We start from the raw sequence: 18390 nt of genomic DNA, 5'->3' as shown, positions 1-18390 counted from the left end.
GTTGCGGGAGGGCCGCCGAGCCGGGCGCCGATTCTGGCCAAGTTCATTGAAGTGTGCGGCAGTTGTGAACATGCCGTGTAGTTTCGGGCGGTCCGGGAAGCGCCGTTTCGCCGATGGGTCAGGCGCTCCAAGCCCTGGCGGCCATGCCGGCATCTCCCCTATTTCCTCGCAGACGGGAATTGCGATGACCAACCAGAGCACCGGAGCACCTGTCCCCACACCAGCGACGGCCCCGGTGAGTACGGCGGCGCCGGTGAGTACGTCGCCGAAGTTCGAGGTGGACAAGGCGATGCTCGACGGTCCGACGCCGAAGGATTTACTTCCGGTCACCGGCAACTACCCGGTGGAGATCGTCCGGTACCGCTCGGTGGTGCTCACCGACATCCCCGGAGCGAAACCGGCGCGTAAGCTGACCGGCGCCATCGACCTCGGCGAGGAGAACCTGCCGTTCTACGACCGGCCGGCCGAGGGCATGATCGTCACGACGGAGCAGAGCTGGTCGGCCCAGGGCGTCACGCTCGGCCGGCTGCTGCACAGCCTCGCGCTCGCGCCCGGCGAGAGCACCAAGGTCGCGGTCGTGGACTGGCAGCGCACCACCAAGGCCACCGGCACCGAGACGGCTTCCGAGGCCGAAGCGCTGTCCGGCACCACCGACCAGAACCGGTCGATCAGCGAGGTCGCGAACGCGATCGCCCGCGAGGAGCAGTTCGGCACGTCCCAGGCGTCCCAGGTGAGCAAGTCGTCCAGCTCCGGCGGCAGCGTCGGCGTCGCGTTCTTCGGTATGGGGGCCGGCGGTAACTGGGGCGAGTCGTCGAACACGGGCTTCACGACCGCGGTGTCGCGTTCCACCGGCGTGAAGTCGGTCGCGGAGGAGGCCACGCAGCGGATCAGCGCGAGGACCCAGCAGCTGGCGACCGCGGCCCGCAGCCGGAACATGACGGTCGTGCGCGAGACGACGCAGTCGGAGAAGGACCAGGTCCTCACCCGGGTCGTCACCAACTACAACCACATGCACGCGATGTCGGTGCAGTACTACGAGGTCGTCCAGGTCTACAACGTGACGACCAAACCGACCAGGCTGGAACGCTGCCTGTTCATCCCGCTGCAGGAGCTCACCTTCAACTACACCAGTCTGCAGCGGTACAAGGAGGTGCTCGCCTCGGTGGCGCCGGCCGACTGGGCGGCGAAGATCCGGGCCGCGAACCCGTTCGACACCACCGTACGCAAGCTTGATGCGTGCACGGCCCCCGAGGCGCCGTCGACCGCCCAGATCTTCGACGGGGTGGATCTGGCCGACATCGCCGCTTCGGCCATGGGCGTGTACGGGGTGCGCAAGTACGACGGCAGCCCGGTCAAGTTCGATCCGGTGGGCCGGCAGTGGAACCCGCTGCCCACCACCGGACTCGACGGAGACCTGGCCCGCATCGCACCGGGCAAGGACACCGTGTGGGGGCTCAGGACCGACAACATGCTCGTGCAGTTCGACGGGACGACCTGGCGAAGTCACCCGCACAGCTGGCGGGCCCTGGCCCTCGCATGCGGCCCGGACGGCACGCTCTACCTCGTCGGCGGGGACAACACACTCGGGCAGCGCGCCCTGAACGGCACGATTCAGGGCCTGAACGTCAAGGCCGACGACGTCGCCGCCGTCGGCAGGGACAAGGTGTGGTACTGCCGGGAGGGGCGGACCTGGGAGCGCAGCGGCACCAACTGGACGGAGCGGATGCCTGCGCCGAACGTGAAGCGCCTGTCCGCCGGTCCGGACGGCGTGCTCTGGGGCATCACAGCTGACGGCAAGGCCCTCGTGGTGGAGGCCGGTGCGACGACCTGGACCGCCCCCAAATACTTTTCCGGGATTCCCGGAATAGTGGATGTCGTCTCCTCCGTCGGCGGCGACTACTGGGCGCTGGTGAACACCGGGCTCGTTCTCCGGCTGCTCACCTCCGCACGGGAGACGCCGATCCCCTTCGACGTCCCGCCGAAGACCGACTCCCCCTACGCGTCCAAGATCGACGTCTGGTACGACGAGTTCGGGATCCGCAGCATCCAGGTGGTCTTCCCAGGCCACACCTTCCGCTGCGGCGACACCGGCGGCTCCGGCGTGTTGCAGCGCGCGTCCCACACCTTCGCAGGCGCCGACAAGCTGCTCTCCCTCGACGCCTGGTCCGGTACGGCCGCACGCGGCAGCCTCGCCGGGCTGCGCCTGACGATGACCTCGGGCGTGGCCAACTTCGGGATCGCCGCGACCACCACCGCGGCGCCGGACCTGACCGAAGACGCCAGCGGCGCGGCCATCTGCGGACTGTTCGGTTCGACGGTGAAGTCCGGTACCCGCACCTACGTCGCGTCGCTCGGTTTCTACGTGCGCGGCGGGAACGTCTCGCAGGCGGTCCTGGACCATCTGAACGACAACCGCCGCCACTACAGCCAGGCCGTGTGGGCCAACGCCGACGAGTTGACGCTCAGCCGCATCCTTGCCAACTACTCCTACACCCCGGCGGGCTCGAACGCCGCACCGGTCGTGCTCGGCACGCTGCTGGATCCGAAGCCGATCGCCGCCACTGGCAACTACCTCGGCTTCCGGTGGAACTTCAGCAGCGAGCAGGAACGAGAGGCGTGGACCAAGGCCCGCCAGCCGGGTGATGCCACGTTCGGGGCACCGGTGACCAACACGATCGCCATCGCCACCAAGGGCGTCTTCGCCGAGGCCGTACTGGGCCGGGCCAACTCGGCGGAGAAGATCGACCTCACCCGTTTCTGGAACTGGAAGGACTCGCCCATCCAGATCACGCCGGCCGACATCGCGCCCGTCTCCACCGCGTCGCGGGCGCAGAACCTCGACGTCACGGCAGCTGGTATGGGTGCTTCCCAGGCAAAGTTCACGCCGCTTGCGGCGATGCCCGACCCGACCGCCCTGCAGGCGGCGCAAGCCATCGCCACCGCGAACCTCTTCCGCGACATGAGCGGCCTCAACACCATGAGCCAGGTGCTCACCAAGGGCATCGAAGCCGCCGCCGGCAACGACAAGGACGCCGGCGAACGCGCCCAGGCCGCCATGAAGACCGCCACCGAACACCTGCAGAAGATGGCCCAGATCGCAGTCGACGCCGCCGGTAAGGCGGCACCACTCGCAACCGGCGGCGGCAACCTCAGCGCCATCGGCGGCATGCTGAACCAAGGCGGCACGGCCAGCTCGGACACCAAGTCCTAGTCGCCGTCCAACGGCGGGTCCGCGGCGAGAACCTGATCACCGCATCGCGCGGGTCCGGGCCACCACCCGGGCCCGCCCCATGATCCAAACAGCAACACCCATCACGTGGGTGCGTGAGATCCACCGCACGTCTTCTGCCAGGTCTTTCGTTCCAGAATGAGTTGAGCTGCGGGTCTTGCGCTCGGCGATCTTGGTCGGCAGGGTGTCCGGGTGCGTGCCGATCTTGTTGCGGACGATCTGTGGGAGTGGGGGGCTCCGCCGCTGCCACCCACTCCCGCGCGACGCCATCGGCGTCCCGGGCGACTTCGCGTTCCGGGCAGGGCGGCTCTCGCGGGCCTCATGTACGTGTTGCACCCTGTACGCCGCCCTGTCTCGCCGCACCAGCGCGCGGGCACGCGCCGTCGCTCTGATCGCGCTCGGCAGCATAACGACCGCGGCCATCGCTGTCGTCCCTGGTCCGTACGGCCTTCTTGTCGCCCTGTCCGTGATTGCGGGCATGGTGCGCGGCAACCTCACCCTTCTGCAGGCCACCGCCATCACCGACCGGTGGGGCACCTGCCACTACGGCCGCCTCTCCGGGCTCCTTGCCGCACCGGCTACCGCCGTATCCGCGCTCGCCCCATTCGCCGACGCTGTCCTCGTCGGGCCCCTTGGCGGCTACCTGGCCTGTTCGCCCTCCTAGCGCTCGTCGCCGGGCTTGCTGCCCTGATCGCGCTCTTTTCCGGACTACGGAATTGATCACGAAGTGGCCCCCTTCAGCACCCGGGGAAGGTGGACGTGGGAGGTGCTCGCCTTCGACGTAGTGCCGCCTCACTGTCGACGCCGGGTCCACCGTCGCCGTCCGGCTGGGAGACCCGCCGTCTCCGCTTCCGGAGCCCTTCGCTGACCTCATGCGGGCATACGTCCAGTCCTGCCAGCACTTGCCCTACGTCAGCGGCAGAAGCTCACAATGACTCTTCCCAGGCCGCCAGCCCGGACAGGGGATGAATCCGGGCAGTCTCCAAGTCCACCTGCGGGAGATCGGCGTCCCGCCACAGCGTGGCAGGGCCCCCGCGATCCGCCAACTCGTCCTCCAAGCCCCGGCCCCGTCATCGCGAAGACGCTCGGTTACCACGACAAGACAGCCACCCGCCTGGTCACTGAAGCCGGAGGAACCTGGAGCCGATACGCCTCCGGCGACCACACACGGTGACACCAGGCACGGCCTCAACGAGGAATACGCGACACCTCAACATGCGAGCCCACCAGTCCCGAGGCCGGTCACTTGCGAAGTCGAGAACGGTACTCGCCCGGGGCCGTGCCTCGGGCACGTTTGAAGGCACGGCTGAAAGCGTGCGGAGAGCCGTATCCGACCGCGCCGGAGATCGACTCGACCGGCTCATCGGTATCGCGGAGCCGGACGGACGCCAGGTCGATGCGCCACTGCGTCACGTACGCGCCCGGCGTCTGTCCGAGGGCGGACCGGAAACGCCTGGACAGCGTCGCCCGGGAGACGCTCGTCGCGGCGGCCAGGGTCTCCGTGGTCCAGGGGTGTCCCGGTTGGGCGTGGACACATGCCAGAGCGTCACGCACGACCGGATCACGCATCGCTCCCAGCCATGAGCCGGACTGCTCCTGCGGGTGGCGGGCCAGCCAGGCGCGTACGAACTGGACGAGCAGAAGGTCGACGACGCTGTTGATGGCGGCGGTGGTGCCGATCTGCGGCTGTGCGAGCTCAGCAGCGAGAAGTTCGACGGTCCTTCTGAGCTGCGCGTTCTCCCGGGCTGTGACGTGCATCGGCCGAGCGAGGGAGGTAAGCACCGGTGTGCGTACCTCCGGGTCCTGCTCATAGTGCAGGACGATCACTTCCGTCTGCACCGGCGCCGAGCCCAGCCGCAGGGCCCGGCCATCGCCAAAAGCCCGGGCCGCCGCCTCACGGTCGCAGGAACCCATCGTCACGCTGGCGCCGCCGGCTATCCCGTGTGCGGTGCCCGGCGACACCAGGACGGCGTCTCCGGCCTGCACCTGAAGAGGTTTCTCGCCTGTGACGTGGAGCCACATAGTGCCGCGGGACACCACGTGCAGTGCCGCTCCTGGATAGGAGTCCAGCCACAGGCCCCAGGTTCCTCCGGCCTTCAGCATGACCCCGAGCGCCCCACGCGCACCCGAAATACGCAAGACCTCCGCCAGCACATCCATGGGTCCATTCTCGTCCACCACGGCGAACCGCCCACCGGCGGGCGAGGCGCATGTGTCCTCGTCCGCAGCGTTAGGCCACGTCAAGAACGGCCTTTCCGTGCACCTTCCGCGCGAACAGCGCCTGGACGGCGCCGTCCACGTCCTGCCAGTCGCCTCGCAGTCCGACCGGTGCCGAGAGCCTCCCGGCGGCCATGAGGCCCAGCAGGTCCGTCAGCTCCCCGCTGGTCGGCGTCATGTCGCCGTAGGTGGCGATGCTGCGGGGTTCGCCGAAGCCGAACAAGGTCCCTGACGGGAACGTGGTTTCCTGCCCCGAGGAGTAACCGACCAGGTGGATGGTGCCGCCCTCGGCGAGGGAACTCCAGGCCTGGGCCACCAGTGGTCCGCCGACCGTGTCCAGGACGAGGTCGAACCGGTCCCCGGTCTCGGCCAAGTCGGTCAGGACCTTGTCGGCGCCGAGTTCACGGAGTCCGGCGGCCCGCTCCGGCGAACCGACGAGTGCCGTCACCCGGGCGCCCGCCAGCGCCGCCAGCTGGACGGCGAAGTGCCCCACGCCCCCGCTGGCGCCGGTGATCAGAACGTTGCGCGCCAGCAGGGAACGCTTGCGCAGCACCCGGAATGGGGTGACTCCGGCGATCCCCAGCGCGGCGGCGTCGGCCAGGTCCACACCCTCGGGGACGGTACCGAGCGAGGCGGGGCTGACTGCCACCCGCTCCGCCCACGCGTGGGGAGCCATTCCCACTGCGACGCGCGTACCTTCGGGCGGCCCCGAGCCGTCGGATGCGGCGCGCACCACGACGCCGGCCGCGTCGTGACCGTGCACAGCGCCGGCTGGCCACTGGTCCACGTAATTCAGCTCTCCGAAGTTGAGACCGATGTGCCGTATCTCCACCAACGTCTCACCGGCGGACGGTACGGGCTCATCGACATCGGCGAACCGGACAGGTCCGGCCTCACTGTGATCGACCACAAGGGCGCGCATAAGGGGTGTGTTTCCTTCTCTCGTGGGTGCGCCTGAACACTCGGCGCTGCAGCAGATCGAGTGCGCAAATGCCGCACTGCCGTCTTCTTGAAACCCTACGCAGGACCGGGACAGCGACCAGACCCGTGAGCATCAATCAGTTGACGATCTGTGTCAGTGCGACTCGCGGTGAACCGCCCCGGCTCGAATGGAGACTCGATTTCATGAAAGGATCGAGTCATGGCACGACCTTCCCGTTACCCCCTTGAGCTCCGCCGCCGCGCGGTGCGCATGGTCGCCGAGGTGCGCGACGACCACCCGAACGAGACAGCCGCTCTGCAGGCGGTCACGGACAAGCTCGGCATCGGCTCCCGCGAGACGCTGCGGAACTGGGTGAAGCAGCACGAGATCGACGCAGGGACGCGTCCGGGGACGACGACGGAGGAGTCCGCCCAGCTCAAGGCGTTGAAGAAGGAGAACGCCGAGCTGAAGCGGGCGAATGAGATCCTGAAGGCGGCGGCGAGTTTCTTCGCGGCCGAGCTCGACCGGCCACACACGCGCTCGTAGCGTTTATCGACGAGTACCGGGACCGCTTCGGCGGGGTCGAGCCGATCTGCAGGACACTCACCGAGTACGACTGCAGGATCGCCCCTTCCACCTATTACGCGCACAAGAAACGCCTGGCCGCCCCGTCTGTCCGTACCGTGCGGGACGCGGAACTCAAGGAGCTGATCCGCCAGGTCCACACCGACAACTACCGTGTCTACGGGGCCCGGAAGATCTGGCGGGAGCTGAACCGGCAGGGTCACGCGGTGGCCCGCTGCACCGTTGAACGGCTGATGCGCGAGCTGGGCATCGCCGGCGCCGTCCGCGGCAAGAGGGTGGTCACCACGATTTTGGACCAGCAGGCCGAGCGGGCGCCGGACCGGGTGGACCGCGACTTCGTCGCCACCGCACCGAATCGCTGCTGGGTCGCGGATTTCACGCACGTGGCCACCTGGGCCGGCGTGGTCCACGTCGCCTTCGTTGTGGACATCTTCTCCCGCCGGATCGTCGGCTGGTCCGCCGCGACGTCGAAGGGGACCCGGCTCGTCCTGGACGCTCTGGAGATGGCACTGTGGCAGCGCGACCGCGATGAATATCCGTATGTTCGGGGCGAGTTGATACACCACAGCGACGCGGGCAGTCAGTACACCAGTTTCCGGCTGGCCGAACACCTGGACACGGCCGGCATCGCGGCCTCGATCGGATCTGTCGGCGATGCGTACGACAACGCCCTGATGGAGAGCACGATCGGTCTGTTCAAAACCGAATTGATCAAGCCGCAGCGGCCCTGGAAGACCCTCTCCCAGGTCGAGCTGGCCACCGCCGAGTGGGTCGACTGGTACTGCCACCGCCGACTCCACGGCGAGATCGGCCACGTCCCACCCGTCGAGTACGAGACCAACTACTACACGGAACTCACAAAACCACAGGTCACAACCGCAATCTGAGGTCTCTACCGAACCCGGGGCGGTTCAGTCTACGTTTGTTGCGGCAGTCCGGCCTGGCGAACTGTATACATGTCAAAGGAGCGGCCGGGACGGCACCACCCTGATAGTCACCGACGGGAGCTTTGACACCCTCGCGACCCTGTTCGTCGAGGGCGCCCTGGTGGGCCTGTACCCGTTCCTCACGCAGGCGCGGGGCACGCAGGAGCTGCGAGGCAACCGGCGGCCCTGCCGGCCCAGGGCCGGCCCCGCTCGCGGGCGCGGGTGATCATGACACAGCAGGTCACACGGAGGGCCACCGCGGTGGAGTCACCTGCGGCGTCAGTCTCGGTGTGGGGAATCACGACGGTGCCGAAGTCGAGGCCCATGGCGCCGACGCAGTGGACGAGAACGACACCAGGGCGGGCGCGGTGGCGGCCGGAGGGGGCAGGCGGCATCCACAGAACACGCCGCTTCGGCCCCGAACGCAGCCCATGTTCCCCGCCGCCCGACGTGGTCGACGCCGAAGGCGTCGTCCGCTGGGACGTCCCCCTTCCGCCCGGCGGCAGGCACACGGTCACGCTGGTCTACGAGTTGTCGGCGAGCGCCAGGGTCGCCGGGCTCTGAGCGGATCCAGCCACCCGTGGATCACTTGGTCGGGCCGCCCGGTCAACGGGCGTACCGGACGCCCAGCCAGGGCACACGGTTGGCGATGAGCCCGGGCGGGGTGTGCACCGCGGCGTCCGCCTTGACGTGGTGCTCGTAACGGACGTTCAGCGCGAAATCGCGCGGTGGGTGACCGCACACCGCTGTCGGCGATCACGGTGTTGATTCGGGTTCGGGGTGTCGGCGTGGCAGGCTGTGCCTTCTTACCGTCCGATCCCAGGAGGTCATCATGACTGGCGAGTCTTCATCGCACGAAGGTCCGGAACCGGTCGAGTCCGAGAACTCTCCTCTCCCACCCGAGGAGGAGGACAACGACGACCTCAAGCGCAAGTTCCGTGAGGCTCTGGAGCGTAAGCGCAGCGAGCAGGTGCAGGGTGCCGCGCACGCGGATGCGTCGAAGATCCGCGGCACGCACGGTCCGGCCGCGAGCCAGCGGTCGTTTCGGCGTAAGAGTGGCGGCTGATCGTCGCGCCGACGCCCTGAGGCCCGCCGCTGCACACTGCTGGGCGCCGTCGGTGTCGACGGCAGCCCCGCGCAACACCTGTCCACGCCGTCCCACCGGCACTCCCGCCACACTGCCTGTGACGGCGGCAGGGAGCGGTTCGAGCTGACCGCCGTCCTGCTCCACGACGGCACCTGCGCTGCCGGGCCGGTCGACCGGTACGCGTAGAGGCTGCCGGCAGCACGGCGAGGAAGACCAGCGCACCTGGTGCTGGCTCCCTCGCCGTTTGTGACCGAGCCGAGCACTTCAGTTGGCCGTGTGAGCGTCACAGTCGGCCATCACGTGATCTGCTCGGCTCGGGCCGGGCACCCGGCCGCGGGTCGGCCCTGGCTCATCTGGTCTCACCAGTTCGACAAGACCGCGAAGCGGACGCGGCGGGTACGCCGCTGGCTCGTCAGCCCGCCGTTCGCTGGAGGCCGTCGAGGATGAGGTCCAGTCCAAATTCGAACTCGTCGCCGTAGGAGTACCCGGGACGCATGACGTGAGCGGTCGCCATCTCGGTCAGGTACGGGTACTCGCCATCGCCGAAACCGCTCATGATGGAATCCGCCAGTTCGGCGGTCTCCTCCGGGGAGTCAAAGGGCAGGGTCTTCTCCTGCAGGGCGAACCCGTAGACGTAGCTGTCGAGGACCGAGACGGCGTGGGCAGTCAGGGCGAGGGAGAACCCGCCCTGACGCAGGCAGCCGAGAACGGCGTCGTGGTGACGCAGAGTGGCCGGCCCTGGGGTGGACCGCGACTCCATCAGCCCGATGGCCCAGCGGTGGCGGGACAGCGCGAGGCGCATGGAGATGGCCCGGTGCCGCATCGCCTGCCGCCAGTCGGCACCTGGAGCGGGCAGTTCGACCTCACCGAACACCAGGTCGACCATGCCGTCGATCAGGTCCTCCTTGTTGGCCACGTGGTTGTACAAGGACATTGCCTCGACTCCGACGGCCTCACCGAGCTTGCGCATGCTGAGCGTCTCCATGCCGCCGGCGTCGGCGAGTTCGACGGCGGCGAGCAGCACCCGCCGCCGGGTGAGCGTCTCGCGGGCCGGCTGCCGGACGGTACGTCGGGTCACGGTGGACATCACTTCCTCTCCTGGTCTCCAAGCATTGACGAGCTTACGCCGTAAGTGCTGTACTTACGGCGTAAGTGTTGCTTACGCCGTAAGCACGCGGGAGACGGAACGGGAGCAACGACGATGCGGAACACGAGCGAGCCGATCGCAACCACCGGCGGGACCAGGACGATGGCGGCCGTCGTCCAGGAGCGATACGGCGCCGAGCCGGAAGCCGTACTGCGCACGGCGCGGCTCGCCCGGCCCGGCATCGGGCCGACCGAAGTACTGGTACGTGTGCGCGCCTCCAGCGTGGACCGGGGCACCTGGCACATGATGGCCGGCCTGCCGTACGCGATCCGGCCCGTGAGCGGGATGCGCAGGCCGAAGCTCCCCAACCCCGGCCGCAACATCGCCGGCGTCGTCGAGGCGGTCGGCCCCGAAGCGACCGGCTTCGCGCCCGGCGATGAGGTCTACGGCACGGCCGTGGCCGCGTTCGCCGAGTACGCCGCCACCCGTCCCGACAGGATCGCTCCCAAGCCGCCCGGACTCACCTTCGAGGAGGCGGCGACGGTACCCGTGAGCGCACTCACCGCACTCCAGGCGGTTCGCGACAGGGCCAAGGTCCAGGAGGGCCAGCAGGTCCTGATCACTGGGGCCGCCGGCGGCGTGGGCACCTTCGCCGTCCAACTCGCCCACGTTTTCGGCGCCCGGGTCACGGCCGTCGCGAGCACCCCCAAGCTCGACGCCGTACGAGCGCTGGGCGCCGACCACGTGATCGACTACACGCGCGACGACTTCCTTGCCGGCCCGCGACGCTACGACGCCATCATCGACATCGCGGGCAACCGCGGTCTGCGGGATCTGCGCCGCGCTCTCACGCCCCGCGGCAGGCTGGTCATCACCGGCGGTGAGACGAACGGCCCCTGGCTCGGCGGCACTGACCGGCAGCTCCGCGCCCAGATGCTGTCCCCGTTCACCGGCCAGCACCTGGGCACCTTCATTTCCTCCGAGCACGCCGATGGGCTGCGCGACCTGACCGTTCTCATCGACAAGGGCACGCTCAGCCCCGTCGTGGACCGCGTCTACCCACTCGCGGAGGCCGCCGCAGCCGTCCGACACCTCCTCGACGGCCGCGCCACGGGCAAGGTGGCGCTTGCCCTGCCCGCGGAGTGACGCCGCAGGCCGACGCCGGCAACGTCCCGTCCACCAGCAGCTCCTGAAAATCGCCACGTCCGGCGGCTGACTGCGCCCCGCATGCCCGACAGCGGCAAGGCGGCCACAACCGGCCGCTGAGTGCAGAGCGGCCGACTGAAGCCGGCCGACCAGCCAGGCCGGGGATCCTCGGGTCGAACCGGGGGGCGTTGAAGTGGTCCTCGGACGACAGCCGCGGCGCTCGCCCCACGGATCGGCGATCAGGGCAGGAGCTGCTGCTCCATGGCGAAGACGGCCACCCCGGCCCGGGTTCGCCGCCCGGTCTTGTCGTAGATGTGCCCGAGGTGATGGCCCACGGTGCGGCTCGAGATGGACAGCTCGGCACCGATCTGATGATTGCTCAGCCCACGGGCGGCCAGTCGCAGTACTTCCACCTCCCGCGCCGTGAGCCCGGCCGGACGGCGGGGCCGGGACGGCCGTCTGCCCGCTGCCTGGAGCACCAGGTCGCAGGCGGCACGGTCCAGGGCTCCCGAGTCCGCCTCACGTGTCAGATGTCCGACGGCTTCGTCGACGGTGAAGGCGTCCCGATGCGCCCGTGGCTCGGTCAGTGCGGCGAACACATCGGCGGCGGAGAGAATGAGGGTTGCCAAAGGGGGGCGGAGCCCCACGTCACCCCGGTGGTAGCCGCTGCCGTCGAGGCGCTCATGGTGTGCGGCTGCGATCGGTGCCAGCGGAGCGAGAGCGGGCACGCGTTCCAGCACCCGCTGGGTCCAGTACGTGTGCATCCTCACCCGCTCCGTTTCAGCCGTGCTCAACGGTCCGGGACTGTCCCACACGTCGGCGGAGATCCCGGCCCGCCCGAGGTCGTGCAGCAGAGCCGCGCAGCGCAGCCGGGTCACCTCGTCGACGGCGAGACCGGCCAGCCGGCCGGCGCTCTCCGCCAGCCGCGCCACGTGCTCGCTGTGTCCGATCAGCCACTTGCCCTTGAGGTCCACGAACCTGCCGAGAACCGCGCACAGGTCGGGGACCTCCTCGGCGGGCACCGTGATGTACGGCGGCGGTTCGGCGGCCACCACCGACACGAGGGCGTCAGGCTCACGAAGCGGAGCGAGTACCCTCGCGGCGTCGGCGGCGAACGCGTGCGCCAGTTCGGGGTCGAGATGGCCGCCGGCCCGCCCGGCCACCTGCGAGACGGCGGCCGGCCCGCCACCTCGTGCATGGGCCAGAACGGCCTGTTCGGCCACGTGGACAACACGAGCGGCGAAGGAAAGCTGCTCACCCGCGACACCGAGGGGGATGCCCCGTCCATCCCATCGCTCGTACACGTCGTTCAGCGCTGCGAGGGTCTGTGACCGCACACCGAGGCCCGAACCGAGCGCCTGACTGGCCTCACAACCGTTGCGCATGGCCTCCACACCGACCGTGGGCAGCACCTCGGTCAGCGTGTCCGCCAGCCGCTGCCCCTCCTCGCGCGTCCAGCCCCCGGCCCGCACCAACTGCTCGGCCAGGGGCACGTCGTCGCCCGGATCGAGGTACTTCAACGCGCTCTGGAACGCCACCTCGTCGCCGAAGACCGCCGCGAGCTCCGGGGCGAACGACGTGCAGCCGACCGAGCGGAGCAGTGCCGTCTCGTAGACCGCCCGACAGGTCTCCCGGTCGCAGGCGAGGACGTCGCGGGCGAACACCGTGGCCACAACGCAGGTGCGCAGCCCCTTCTCGAAGGACATTCCCGCGGCCAAGTCCGTCGTCAGGGACAACGCCGCCAGCACTTCGGCCAACCGAACCTCTTCCACCGCCACAGAGTAACCGCCCCTCTCCAGCGCCCCGGACGTGTCCGCGTGCCACTCCTCACGCCCGGGACGCGCACCGGCAGCCGCGGTACGAGGAGAGCGGACGCCCTCCGGGACAGGCCCCATCAGCGATATAGGTCGATCAGCCGATGTCCGCCGGTCGGCTCGCGAGGAGGATCTGCAAAGGCGGGGCGCGAGCCCGGCCGCCGAGCCCGGAACCGCGTTCCGCGCCCCGGCGGCGGGCTGCCGCGCGTTGTCGGCCGCCCATCGACACAGCACGGAGGTTCCACATGACCACGCACCAGCACGACGAACACGCCGCCGCGGGGAGTGCGGTGGTGGAAGCGTTGTACGGCTCCCTCGCCCAGGGTGACGTCACCGGGTTGCTCGCGGGACTCGACGAGCGGATCGAATGGGTCGTTCCACCGGGTCTGCACTACGGAGGCACGTACCGGGGACGTGAGGAGATCCTGAGGAACGTGTTCTCCCGCTTCGTCACCGAGTGGCAGGACTTCACCGTCGCTCCCGAGGAGATCGTCGACGCCGGGGACCTTGTCATGGCGCTCGGCCACTACAGCGGCACGAGCCTGGCGACCGGAAAGCCGATGAGGACACGCTTCGCGCACGTATGGCGACTGCGGGACGGCGTCCCCGTGCACTTCGAGACCGTCTTCGACACCCACACCATGGTCGTCGCGACGTGAACCGGCTCCTCCCGGCAGCCGGGCGGAACCACGCGTGGCCCGGTGCCGCACACCCGGTGCCCTCCGCGTGGACCGCCGACGCGGGACAGGGGCTCGACACTTCAGAAACGACCGGGCGGTTCGTCCGGCCTGTGGGCCGAGAAGACACGGCGGAGCACCCAACCGCCCCGAACAGGCTCCGCCCCCCATTTCTCCGAGTCGAATTCCTCCGAGCCGAAAGACACATCACATGACGTTGTTCGAGCACGATTTCGTCGCGGCGGGTTCCACGGAACCGCCTGTGGGTGACACGGGGCGCATGCTCCAGATGATGACCGGATACTGGGTCACCCAAGTGGTGCGGACCGCGGCTGAGCTGCGCATCGCCGATCACCTGCACGCCACCGGCGCCACCCCCGCGGAAGTGGCCGCGGCGGAGTCACTGGACCCGGACTCGGCCTTCCGGTTCCTGCGAACGTGCGCCTCCCTCGGTCTGGCCGCATCGACGGACGGGAAGCGGTTCGTCAGTACGGCCCTGCTGGACACCCTGCGCACCGACGCCCCGGGTTCGCTGCGTGATCTGGCCCTGTGGGGCGGGGCCGAGTCGCACTGGCTGCCGTGGGGGCGGCTGGCGGACTCGATCCGCACCGGAACCCCCCAGGCGGAAGCCGCCCTCGGCACCTCCTTCTTCGACTGGCTCGCCACCGTCCCGGGAGAGGCAGAGGTCTTCACCAACGCCATGACGGCCATGACGCGCGGCCTGGCCCACCAACTGGCGGACGTGATCGACCTCGAGGGCGCCGAGGTCGTCGTGGACGTCGGCGGCGCCGGCGGCAACCTCGTCCAGACACTCATGCGGCGGCATCCCGGACTGACCGGAGTGGTCCTCGATCTCCCGCACGTGGGCTCCGAGGCGGACGCCTCCGCGGCGCGTCTGGGCGTCACGGACCGGTTCACCTTCGTCGGCGGCGACTTCTTCGACGAGGTGCCGCCCGCGGACGTGCACCTGCTGAAGTTCGTCCTGCACGACTGGGACGACGATTCCTGCGTGCGCATCCTGCGCAACTGCCGGGAGGCGCTCGGGCCCGGTGGGCGCGTGCTGGTGATGGAGCTCCTCGTCGACAAGGTGGGATCGCCGGGTCTCGAGCCGCTGATGGACCTCAACATGATGACCCTGTCGACCGGACGCGAACGCAGCCTCGACGAGTTCGAGAACCTCTTCGAGCGAGCCGGACTGACCCCGGCCAGAACGATGTCGTCCGCCTCCCGGGTCTCCGTCCTGGAGCTCGTACCGGCCTGACCTCCCCCAGGACACGACAACCCGCCGTAGTCCTCGCCGACGCCGGACCCACCGTCTTCAGGCCGCGCCCCGGATCCCGACCGGGGCGCGGCCTCGCTCCGTTCCTGCTCCACCGGTCCTCGGGGCCCGCCGGTGGCGGGTCGGGGCAAGGGCCCGCCACCGGCCGGGCGCGTCGGGCGCGCCGCCGTCCGGGCACCAGCTGTCCCGACGGCCGCGCTGCCGACCGTCTCCGGAGCCTGGTCGTCGTGACGGGGGAGGATCCCCGCTCCTCCCCCGTCACTCTCCCGCCCCTGTGCTTCGGGAACAGGCGGGCCGGCACCGTCGGGCAGGACGGACGGCGATTCGGCCCCGTCGCCGTCAGGACGCGGCGCCGGGCCTCTCAGGCAGTCGGCATTCCCGACGGACGGATCAGTCCGCTTTCGTAGGCGAAGATGGTCGCCTGCACGCGATCCCGCAGACCCAGTTTGCCGAGCACTGCGCTCACGTGCACTTTCACGGTGCCCACGGCCAGCCCCAGACGTGCTCCGATCTCCGCGTTGCTCAAGCCCGTGGCCACCAGAGTCAGGATCTCGCGTTCGCGATGGGTCAGGCGGCCCAGGGCCCCGGTGCCCTCCGCAGGGACCGGGGCTCCATGGGCGAAGGCCGCTATCAGACGTCCCGTGACCGCGGGCGCGAGGACGCCGTCGCCGGAGGCGACGATCCGTATCGCGGCCAGCAGGGCATCCGGCTCGGAATCCTTGAGCAGGAAACCGGAGGCTCCGGCACGCAGAGCTTCGTAGACGTAGGCGTCGAGGTCGAACGTGGTGAGCACCAGGACCCTGGTGCGGCTGCTGTGACGCGTGATCAGCCGGGTGGCCGTCAGCCCGTCCATACCGGGCATGCGAATGTCCATCAGCACCAGGTCGGGGGTGAGTTCGGCCGTCATCGCCACTGCGGCGTCCCCGTCCGCGGCCTCTCCGACCACGGTCATGTCGGCCTCGGCATCCAGGATCGCCACGAAGCCCGCGCGAACGATCGTCTGATCGTCCACGACCAGCGCACGGATGCTGATGGCGCCCCTCCTCTTCTCGCCCGCCCGCGAAGGGCTCACCGTCTGCGTCACATCCTCCCACGGGGACCGTGAGCAGGGCATGCCGTGCCGACGTGCGGATCCACGGGCAGCCGGAACGCGATCACCCCGGCGCAGTCGGGCCCCGCGCCGGCCGCTCCTACGTGCGTGGGGCGCTCTGTACGGCGGTTTTTCGAGGCGGCGCCGGCGCCTTACCGGCGTCGAGGCTCCCGAGCAGTCGACGCATGGCGGCCAGCGTCGCCCTCGATGCGGCGGCGACGTCGTCCAGGCTGCCCGCCTCCGCCGAGGAGATCACCCGGGTGGTCTGCTGGAGCACCGTCTCCCGCAGACCACCGGCGACTCGCTGCCGCTCGCTGTGGGCCAGGTCCCTCGTGCTCGACAGCAGGGCCGTGAGCGCGGCGTCCTCGCGGCTCAGCTCCCTCCTGCGGCGCCTGTGCATCAGCCACCCCGCCCCCCACACCACCGTGAACCCCAGGCCGAGGAGGACCAGCATCTGGCCGGAGAGGAACAGCACGAGAAAAGGATCGGCCGGTTCTCCGAGCAGCGTCCCGTCGGCGGCGAAGGCGGCCGTCATCGGAATCCCGAACGAGAGGACCGCGGCGGGAACCGACAGGTACGACAGCCGGAAACCGGGTGGATACGTCGTCCGTGTCGTCGAGGACGGGGCATACCGGCCGGCAGGCGTGGCCGCGGGTCTCAGGACGCGGCCGTAGGCCGCGACGGCGTAGACGACGGCCGGCTCGACGACTCCGCCGCCCATGAGGCAGATCGCGGCGGACGGCGGCAGCACACCGCTGTGGAGCAGCAGCGGCCACACGAGGGCGGTGGCCCCGACCGCCGTGAGGACCAGCCACGGGGCACGTCGGCGCCACAGCAGCGGCAGCGCGTGAACGGTCAGTACCAGCGCGAGCAGCAGGCAGAGCGGGGCTCCGTAGCCGGCGTCCTGCGCGTTCGTCAGGGCGAAGCTCCACGACGCCACGGCGGTCGAGCCGAAGACCGCCCCGTCCGCGATCCGCTGCTCGCGTGTGAAGTCGCGCCGTCGCCCCGTGGCCGGCCGCCGTGCGGACGGGGCATCGGGGAGTACGGCGTGTACGCGCCAGCCCCCGCCGGGGCGGGGGCCCGCGGACAACTGCCCGCCGACGGCGGCGGCGCGCCGGTGCATCCCCGCCACACCTCGGCCGGAACCGATGCCCAACCTGTCGCCGCCGGTGCCGCCGGGCGGCTTGCCGTTGTCGACGGTCAGGCGCAGGGCGTCCCCGGCCCGTTCCGCCCGAACGCCGACCGGAGCACCCGGTGCGTAGCGCAGGGCGTTGGTCAGGGCCTCCCGGATGATGCCGTGGGCCGCCTCCGCCGCGGGGCCGGCGAGGTCGGTGGGCAGGGAGACGGAGATGGGGCGGCCCAGCCTGCCGAAGCCCGCGATCAGGGCTTCGATCGGAGCGGTCATCGGCTGGGGAGCCGGTGCGTCGTCCATCTGCATGGCGGCCACGAGACGCCGCAGCGCGGATTGGGTTTCCCGTGCGGTGCGGCTCGCGAACGTGAGGGCTTCCGCGGTCAGTTCGGGCCTGCTGTCACCGAGCCTGCGGGCGGCTTCGACGGACACCACGACGGAGGTGAGGTGGTGCGCGCTGATGTCGTGCAACTCGTTCGCCAGCCGGTCCCGTTCGGTGTCGGCGGCCTGCTCCCGCTCATGTTCGGCACGCGCCAGCTGCTCTTTCGTCGCCTGCCGTTCCCGCAGCCGGTGCCGGCGGCCGGCGCCCAGGGCGGAGGCCAGCAGGTAGAGGCCGACGGTGATGAGCCAGTCGGAGACGAGAGCGCTGCCGAATCCGTGCCGTACGGCCACCGGCAGGGGCTGGACGACGGCGGCGGTGACGATCGCGCCCAGGCCGACGGTCCAGTCGCTCCGAGCGGTGACGAAGAAGAGCGCCATCAGGACCGCCAGCCCCGGCACCAGGCCCAGCATGTCGGGCGGTGCCAGAACCTGTCCCAGCACGGACGCCGCGAGAATCGCGCCGAAGGCGGCGAGCGGTGTCCGGTTACGTCGTTCGAGTGCCACCACGGTGAGCGCCGTGGCGGAGAGAGCGACGATCCACGCCGTGGTGCTCGGCGGCTCCTCCAGCGTCGGGACAGTGGTGAACCACAGCGCCGACTGCGCCACTGCGAACAGGGCCGGCAGAAGCCGGCCTCGAGCCCTTCCCATCGACGCAAGTGTAGAGCCGGGCGCGGGGCCGTGTACTGGCAGGAGCTCGTTCGCCGCGGGACCCGGCCCTCGGACCCTTGGCGGGCGTGCGGGCGGCCACCTGGCCGAAGTCCCTTGCAGAGAACGGTCAGTACGGGACGACAGCACGGTGACGCCCCCCCGCTTCCGGCTCC

The 18390-nt window shown here is 69.9% G+C and carries 13 protein-coding genes and 1 pseudogene; 7 read left to right on the top strand and 7 right to left on the bottom strand.

Translation table 11 applies throughout. The annotated features are described in order from the left end of the window. The first annotated feature begins 253 nt into the window (after positions 1 to 253). Entirely contained in the window at positions 254 to 3211 is a 2958-nt protein-coding gene (locus ACWZEH_RS32130) for a hypothetical protein (RefSeq protein WP_456194571.1), read from the top strand. 352 nt (positions 3212 to 3563) lie between these two features. Further along, positions 3564 to 3949 (top strand): annotated as a pseudogene (locus ACWZEH_RS32125) (MFS transporter); the annotation flags it as partial. 522 nt (positions 3950 to 4471) lie between these two features. On the opposite strand, the gene ACWZEH_RS32120 reads toward ACWZEH_RS32125, so the two are convergent. Both ACWZEH_RS32120 and ACWZEH_RS32115 read right to left on the bottom strand, forming a co-directional pair. Beyond that, the gene (locus ACWZEH_RS32120) at positions 4472 to 5389 is read right to left on the bottom strand and encodes an AraC family transcriptional regulator (RefSeq protein WP_456194570.1); all 918 of its coding nucleotides are present in this window, start codon (positions 5387 to 5389) and stop codon (positions 4472 to 4474) included. A 70-nt stretch (positions 5390 to 5459) separates the two neighbouring features. Next, positions 5460 to 6368 carry a zinc-binding dehydrogenase gene (locus ACWZEH_RS32115; protein ID WP_456194569.1) on the bottom strand — a complete coding sequence of 303 codons (909 nt, stop codon included), beginning with the start codon at positions 6366 to 6368 and terminating at the stop codon, positions 5460 to 5462. Positions 6369 to 6587: 219 nt separating this feature from the next. Between ACWZEH_RS32115 and ACWZEH_RS32110 the strand changes: the two genes are divergently transcribed. Further along, a protein-coding gene (locus tag ACWZEH_RS32110; RefSeq protein WP_456194568.1) for an IS3 family transposase occupies positions 6588 to 7840 on the top strand; the annotation gives its coding sequence in 2 pieces (ribosomal slippage) (positions 6588 to 6870 and positions 6870 to 7840; 1254 coding nt in all). Between the two features lie 645 nt (positions 7841 to 8485). Here the strand turns inward: ACWZEH_RS32110 and ACWZEH_RS32105 are convergent. Beyond that, positions 8486 to 8623 carry a hypothetical protein gene (locus ACWZEH_RS32105; protein ID WP_456194567.1) on the bottom strand — a complete coding sequence of 46 codons (138 nt, stop codon included), beginning with the start codon at positions 8621 to 8623 and terminating at the stop codon, positions 8486 to 8488. Between the two features lie 88 nt (positions 8624 to 8711). Here ACWZEH_RS32105 and ACWZEH_RS32100 point away from each other — a divergent pair, with 88 nt between their 5' ends. Then, entirely contained in the window at positions 8712 to 8945 is a 234-nt protein-coding gene (locus ACWZEH_RS32100; RefSeq protein ID WP_456194566.1) for a DUF5302 domain-containing protein, read from the top strand. Between the two features lie 433 nt (positions 8946 to 9378). Here ACWZEH_RS32100 and ACWZEH_RS32095 read toward each other — a convergent pair whose 3' ends face one another. Next, on the bottom strand, positions 9379 to 10053 hold the full coding sequence (locus ACWZEH_RS32095) for a TetR/AcrR family transcriptional regulator (RefSeq protein ID WP_456194565.1): 675 nt from the start codon (positions 10051 to 10053) through the stop codon (positions 9379 to 9381). Positions 10054 to 10167: 114 nt separating this feature from the next. On the opposite strand from ACWZEH_RS32095, the gene ACWZEH_RS32090 reads away from it, so the two are divergent. Next, positions 10168 to 11199, top strand: coding sequence for an NAD(P)-dependent alcohol dehydrogenase (locus tag ACWZEH_RS32090; protein ID WP_456194564.1), 1032 nt, complete (start codon positions 10168 to 10170; stop codon positions 11197 to 11199). Between the two features lie 239 nt (positions 11200 to 11438). On the opposite strand, the gene ACWZEH_RS32085 is transcribed toward ACWZEH_RS32090, so the two are convergent. Beyond that, entirely contained in the window at positions 11439 to 12971 is a 1533-nt protein-coding gene (locus ACWZEH_RS32085; protein WP_456194563.1) for an HD domain-containing phosphohydrolase, read from the bottom strand. A gap of 287 nt (positions 12972 to 13258) precedes the next feature. Here ACWZEH_RS32085 and ACWZEH_RS32080 point away from each other — a divergent pair, with 287 nt between their 5' ends. Both ACWZEH_RS32080 and ACWZEH_RS32075 read left to right on the top strand, forming a co-directional pair. Beyond that, positions 13259 to 13672 carry a nuclear transport factor 2 family protein gene (locus ACWZEH_RS32080; protein WP_456194562.1) on the top strand — a complete coding sequence of 138 codons (414 nt, stop codon included), beginning with the start codon at positions 13259 to 13261 and terminating at the stop codon, positions 13670 to 13672. 229 nt (positions 13673 to 13901) lie between these two features. Next, a complete protein-coding gene (locus ACWZEH_RS32075; protein ID WP_456194561.1) occupies positions 13902 to 14951 on the top strand; it encodes a methyltransferase in 1050 nt (349 codons plus the stop codon). Between the two features lie 379 nt (positions 14952 to 15330). On the opposite strand, the gene ACWZEH_RS32070 is transcribed toward ACWZEH_RS32075, so the two are convergent. After that, on the bottom strand, positions 15331 to 16002 hold the full coding sequence (locus tag ACWZEH_RS32070) for a response regulator (protein WP_456199952.1): 672 nt from the start codon (positions 16000 to 16002) through the stop codon (positions 15331 to 15333). A gap of 157 nt (positions 16003 to 16159) precedes the next feature. After that, entirely contained in the window at positions 16160 to 18217 is a 2058-nt protein-coding gene (locus ACWZEH_RS32065) for a sensor histidine kinase (RefSeq protein ID WP_456194560.1), read from the bottom strand. Positions 18218 to 18390: the final 173 nt, after the last annotated feature.

The sequence above is a fragment of the Streptomyces yamdrokensis genome (genome assembly GCF_053890455.1).
The sequence above is the reverse complement of the archived record's forward strand: the minus strand, read 5'-3'. Positions and strand labels throughout refer to the sequence as shown.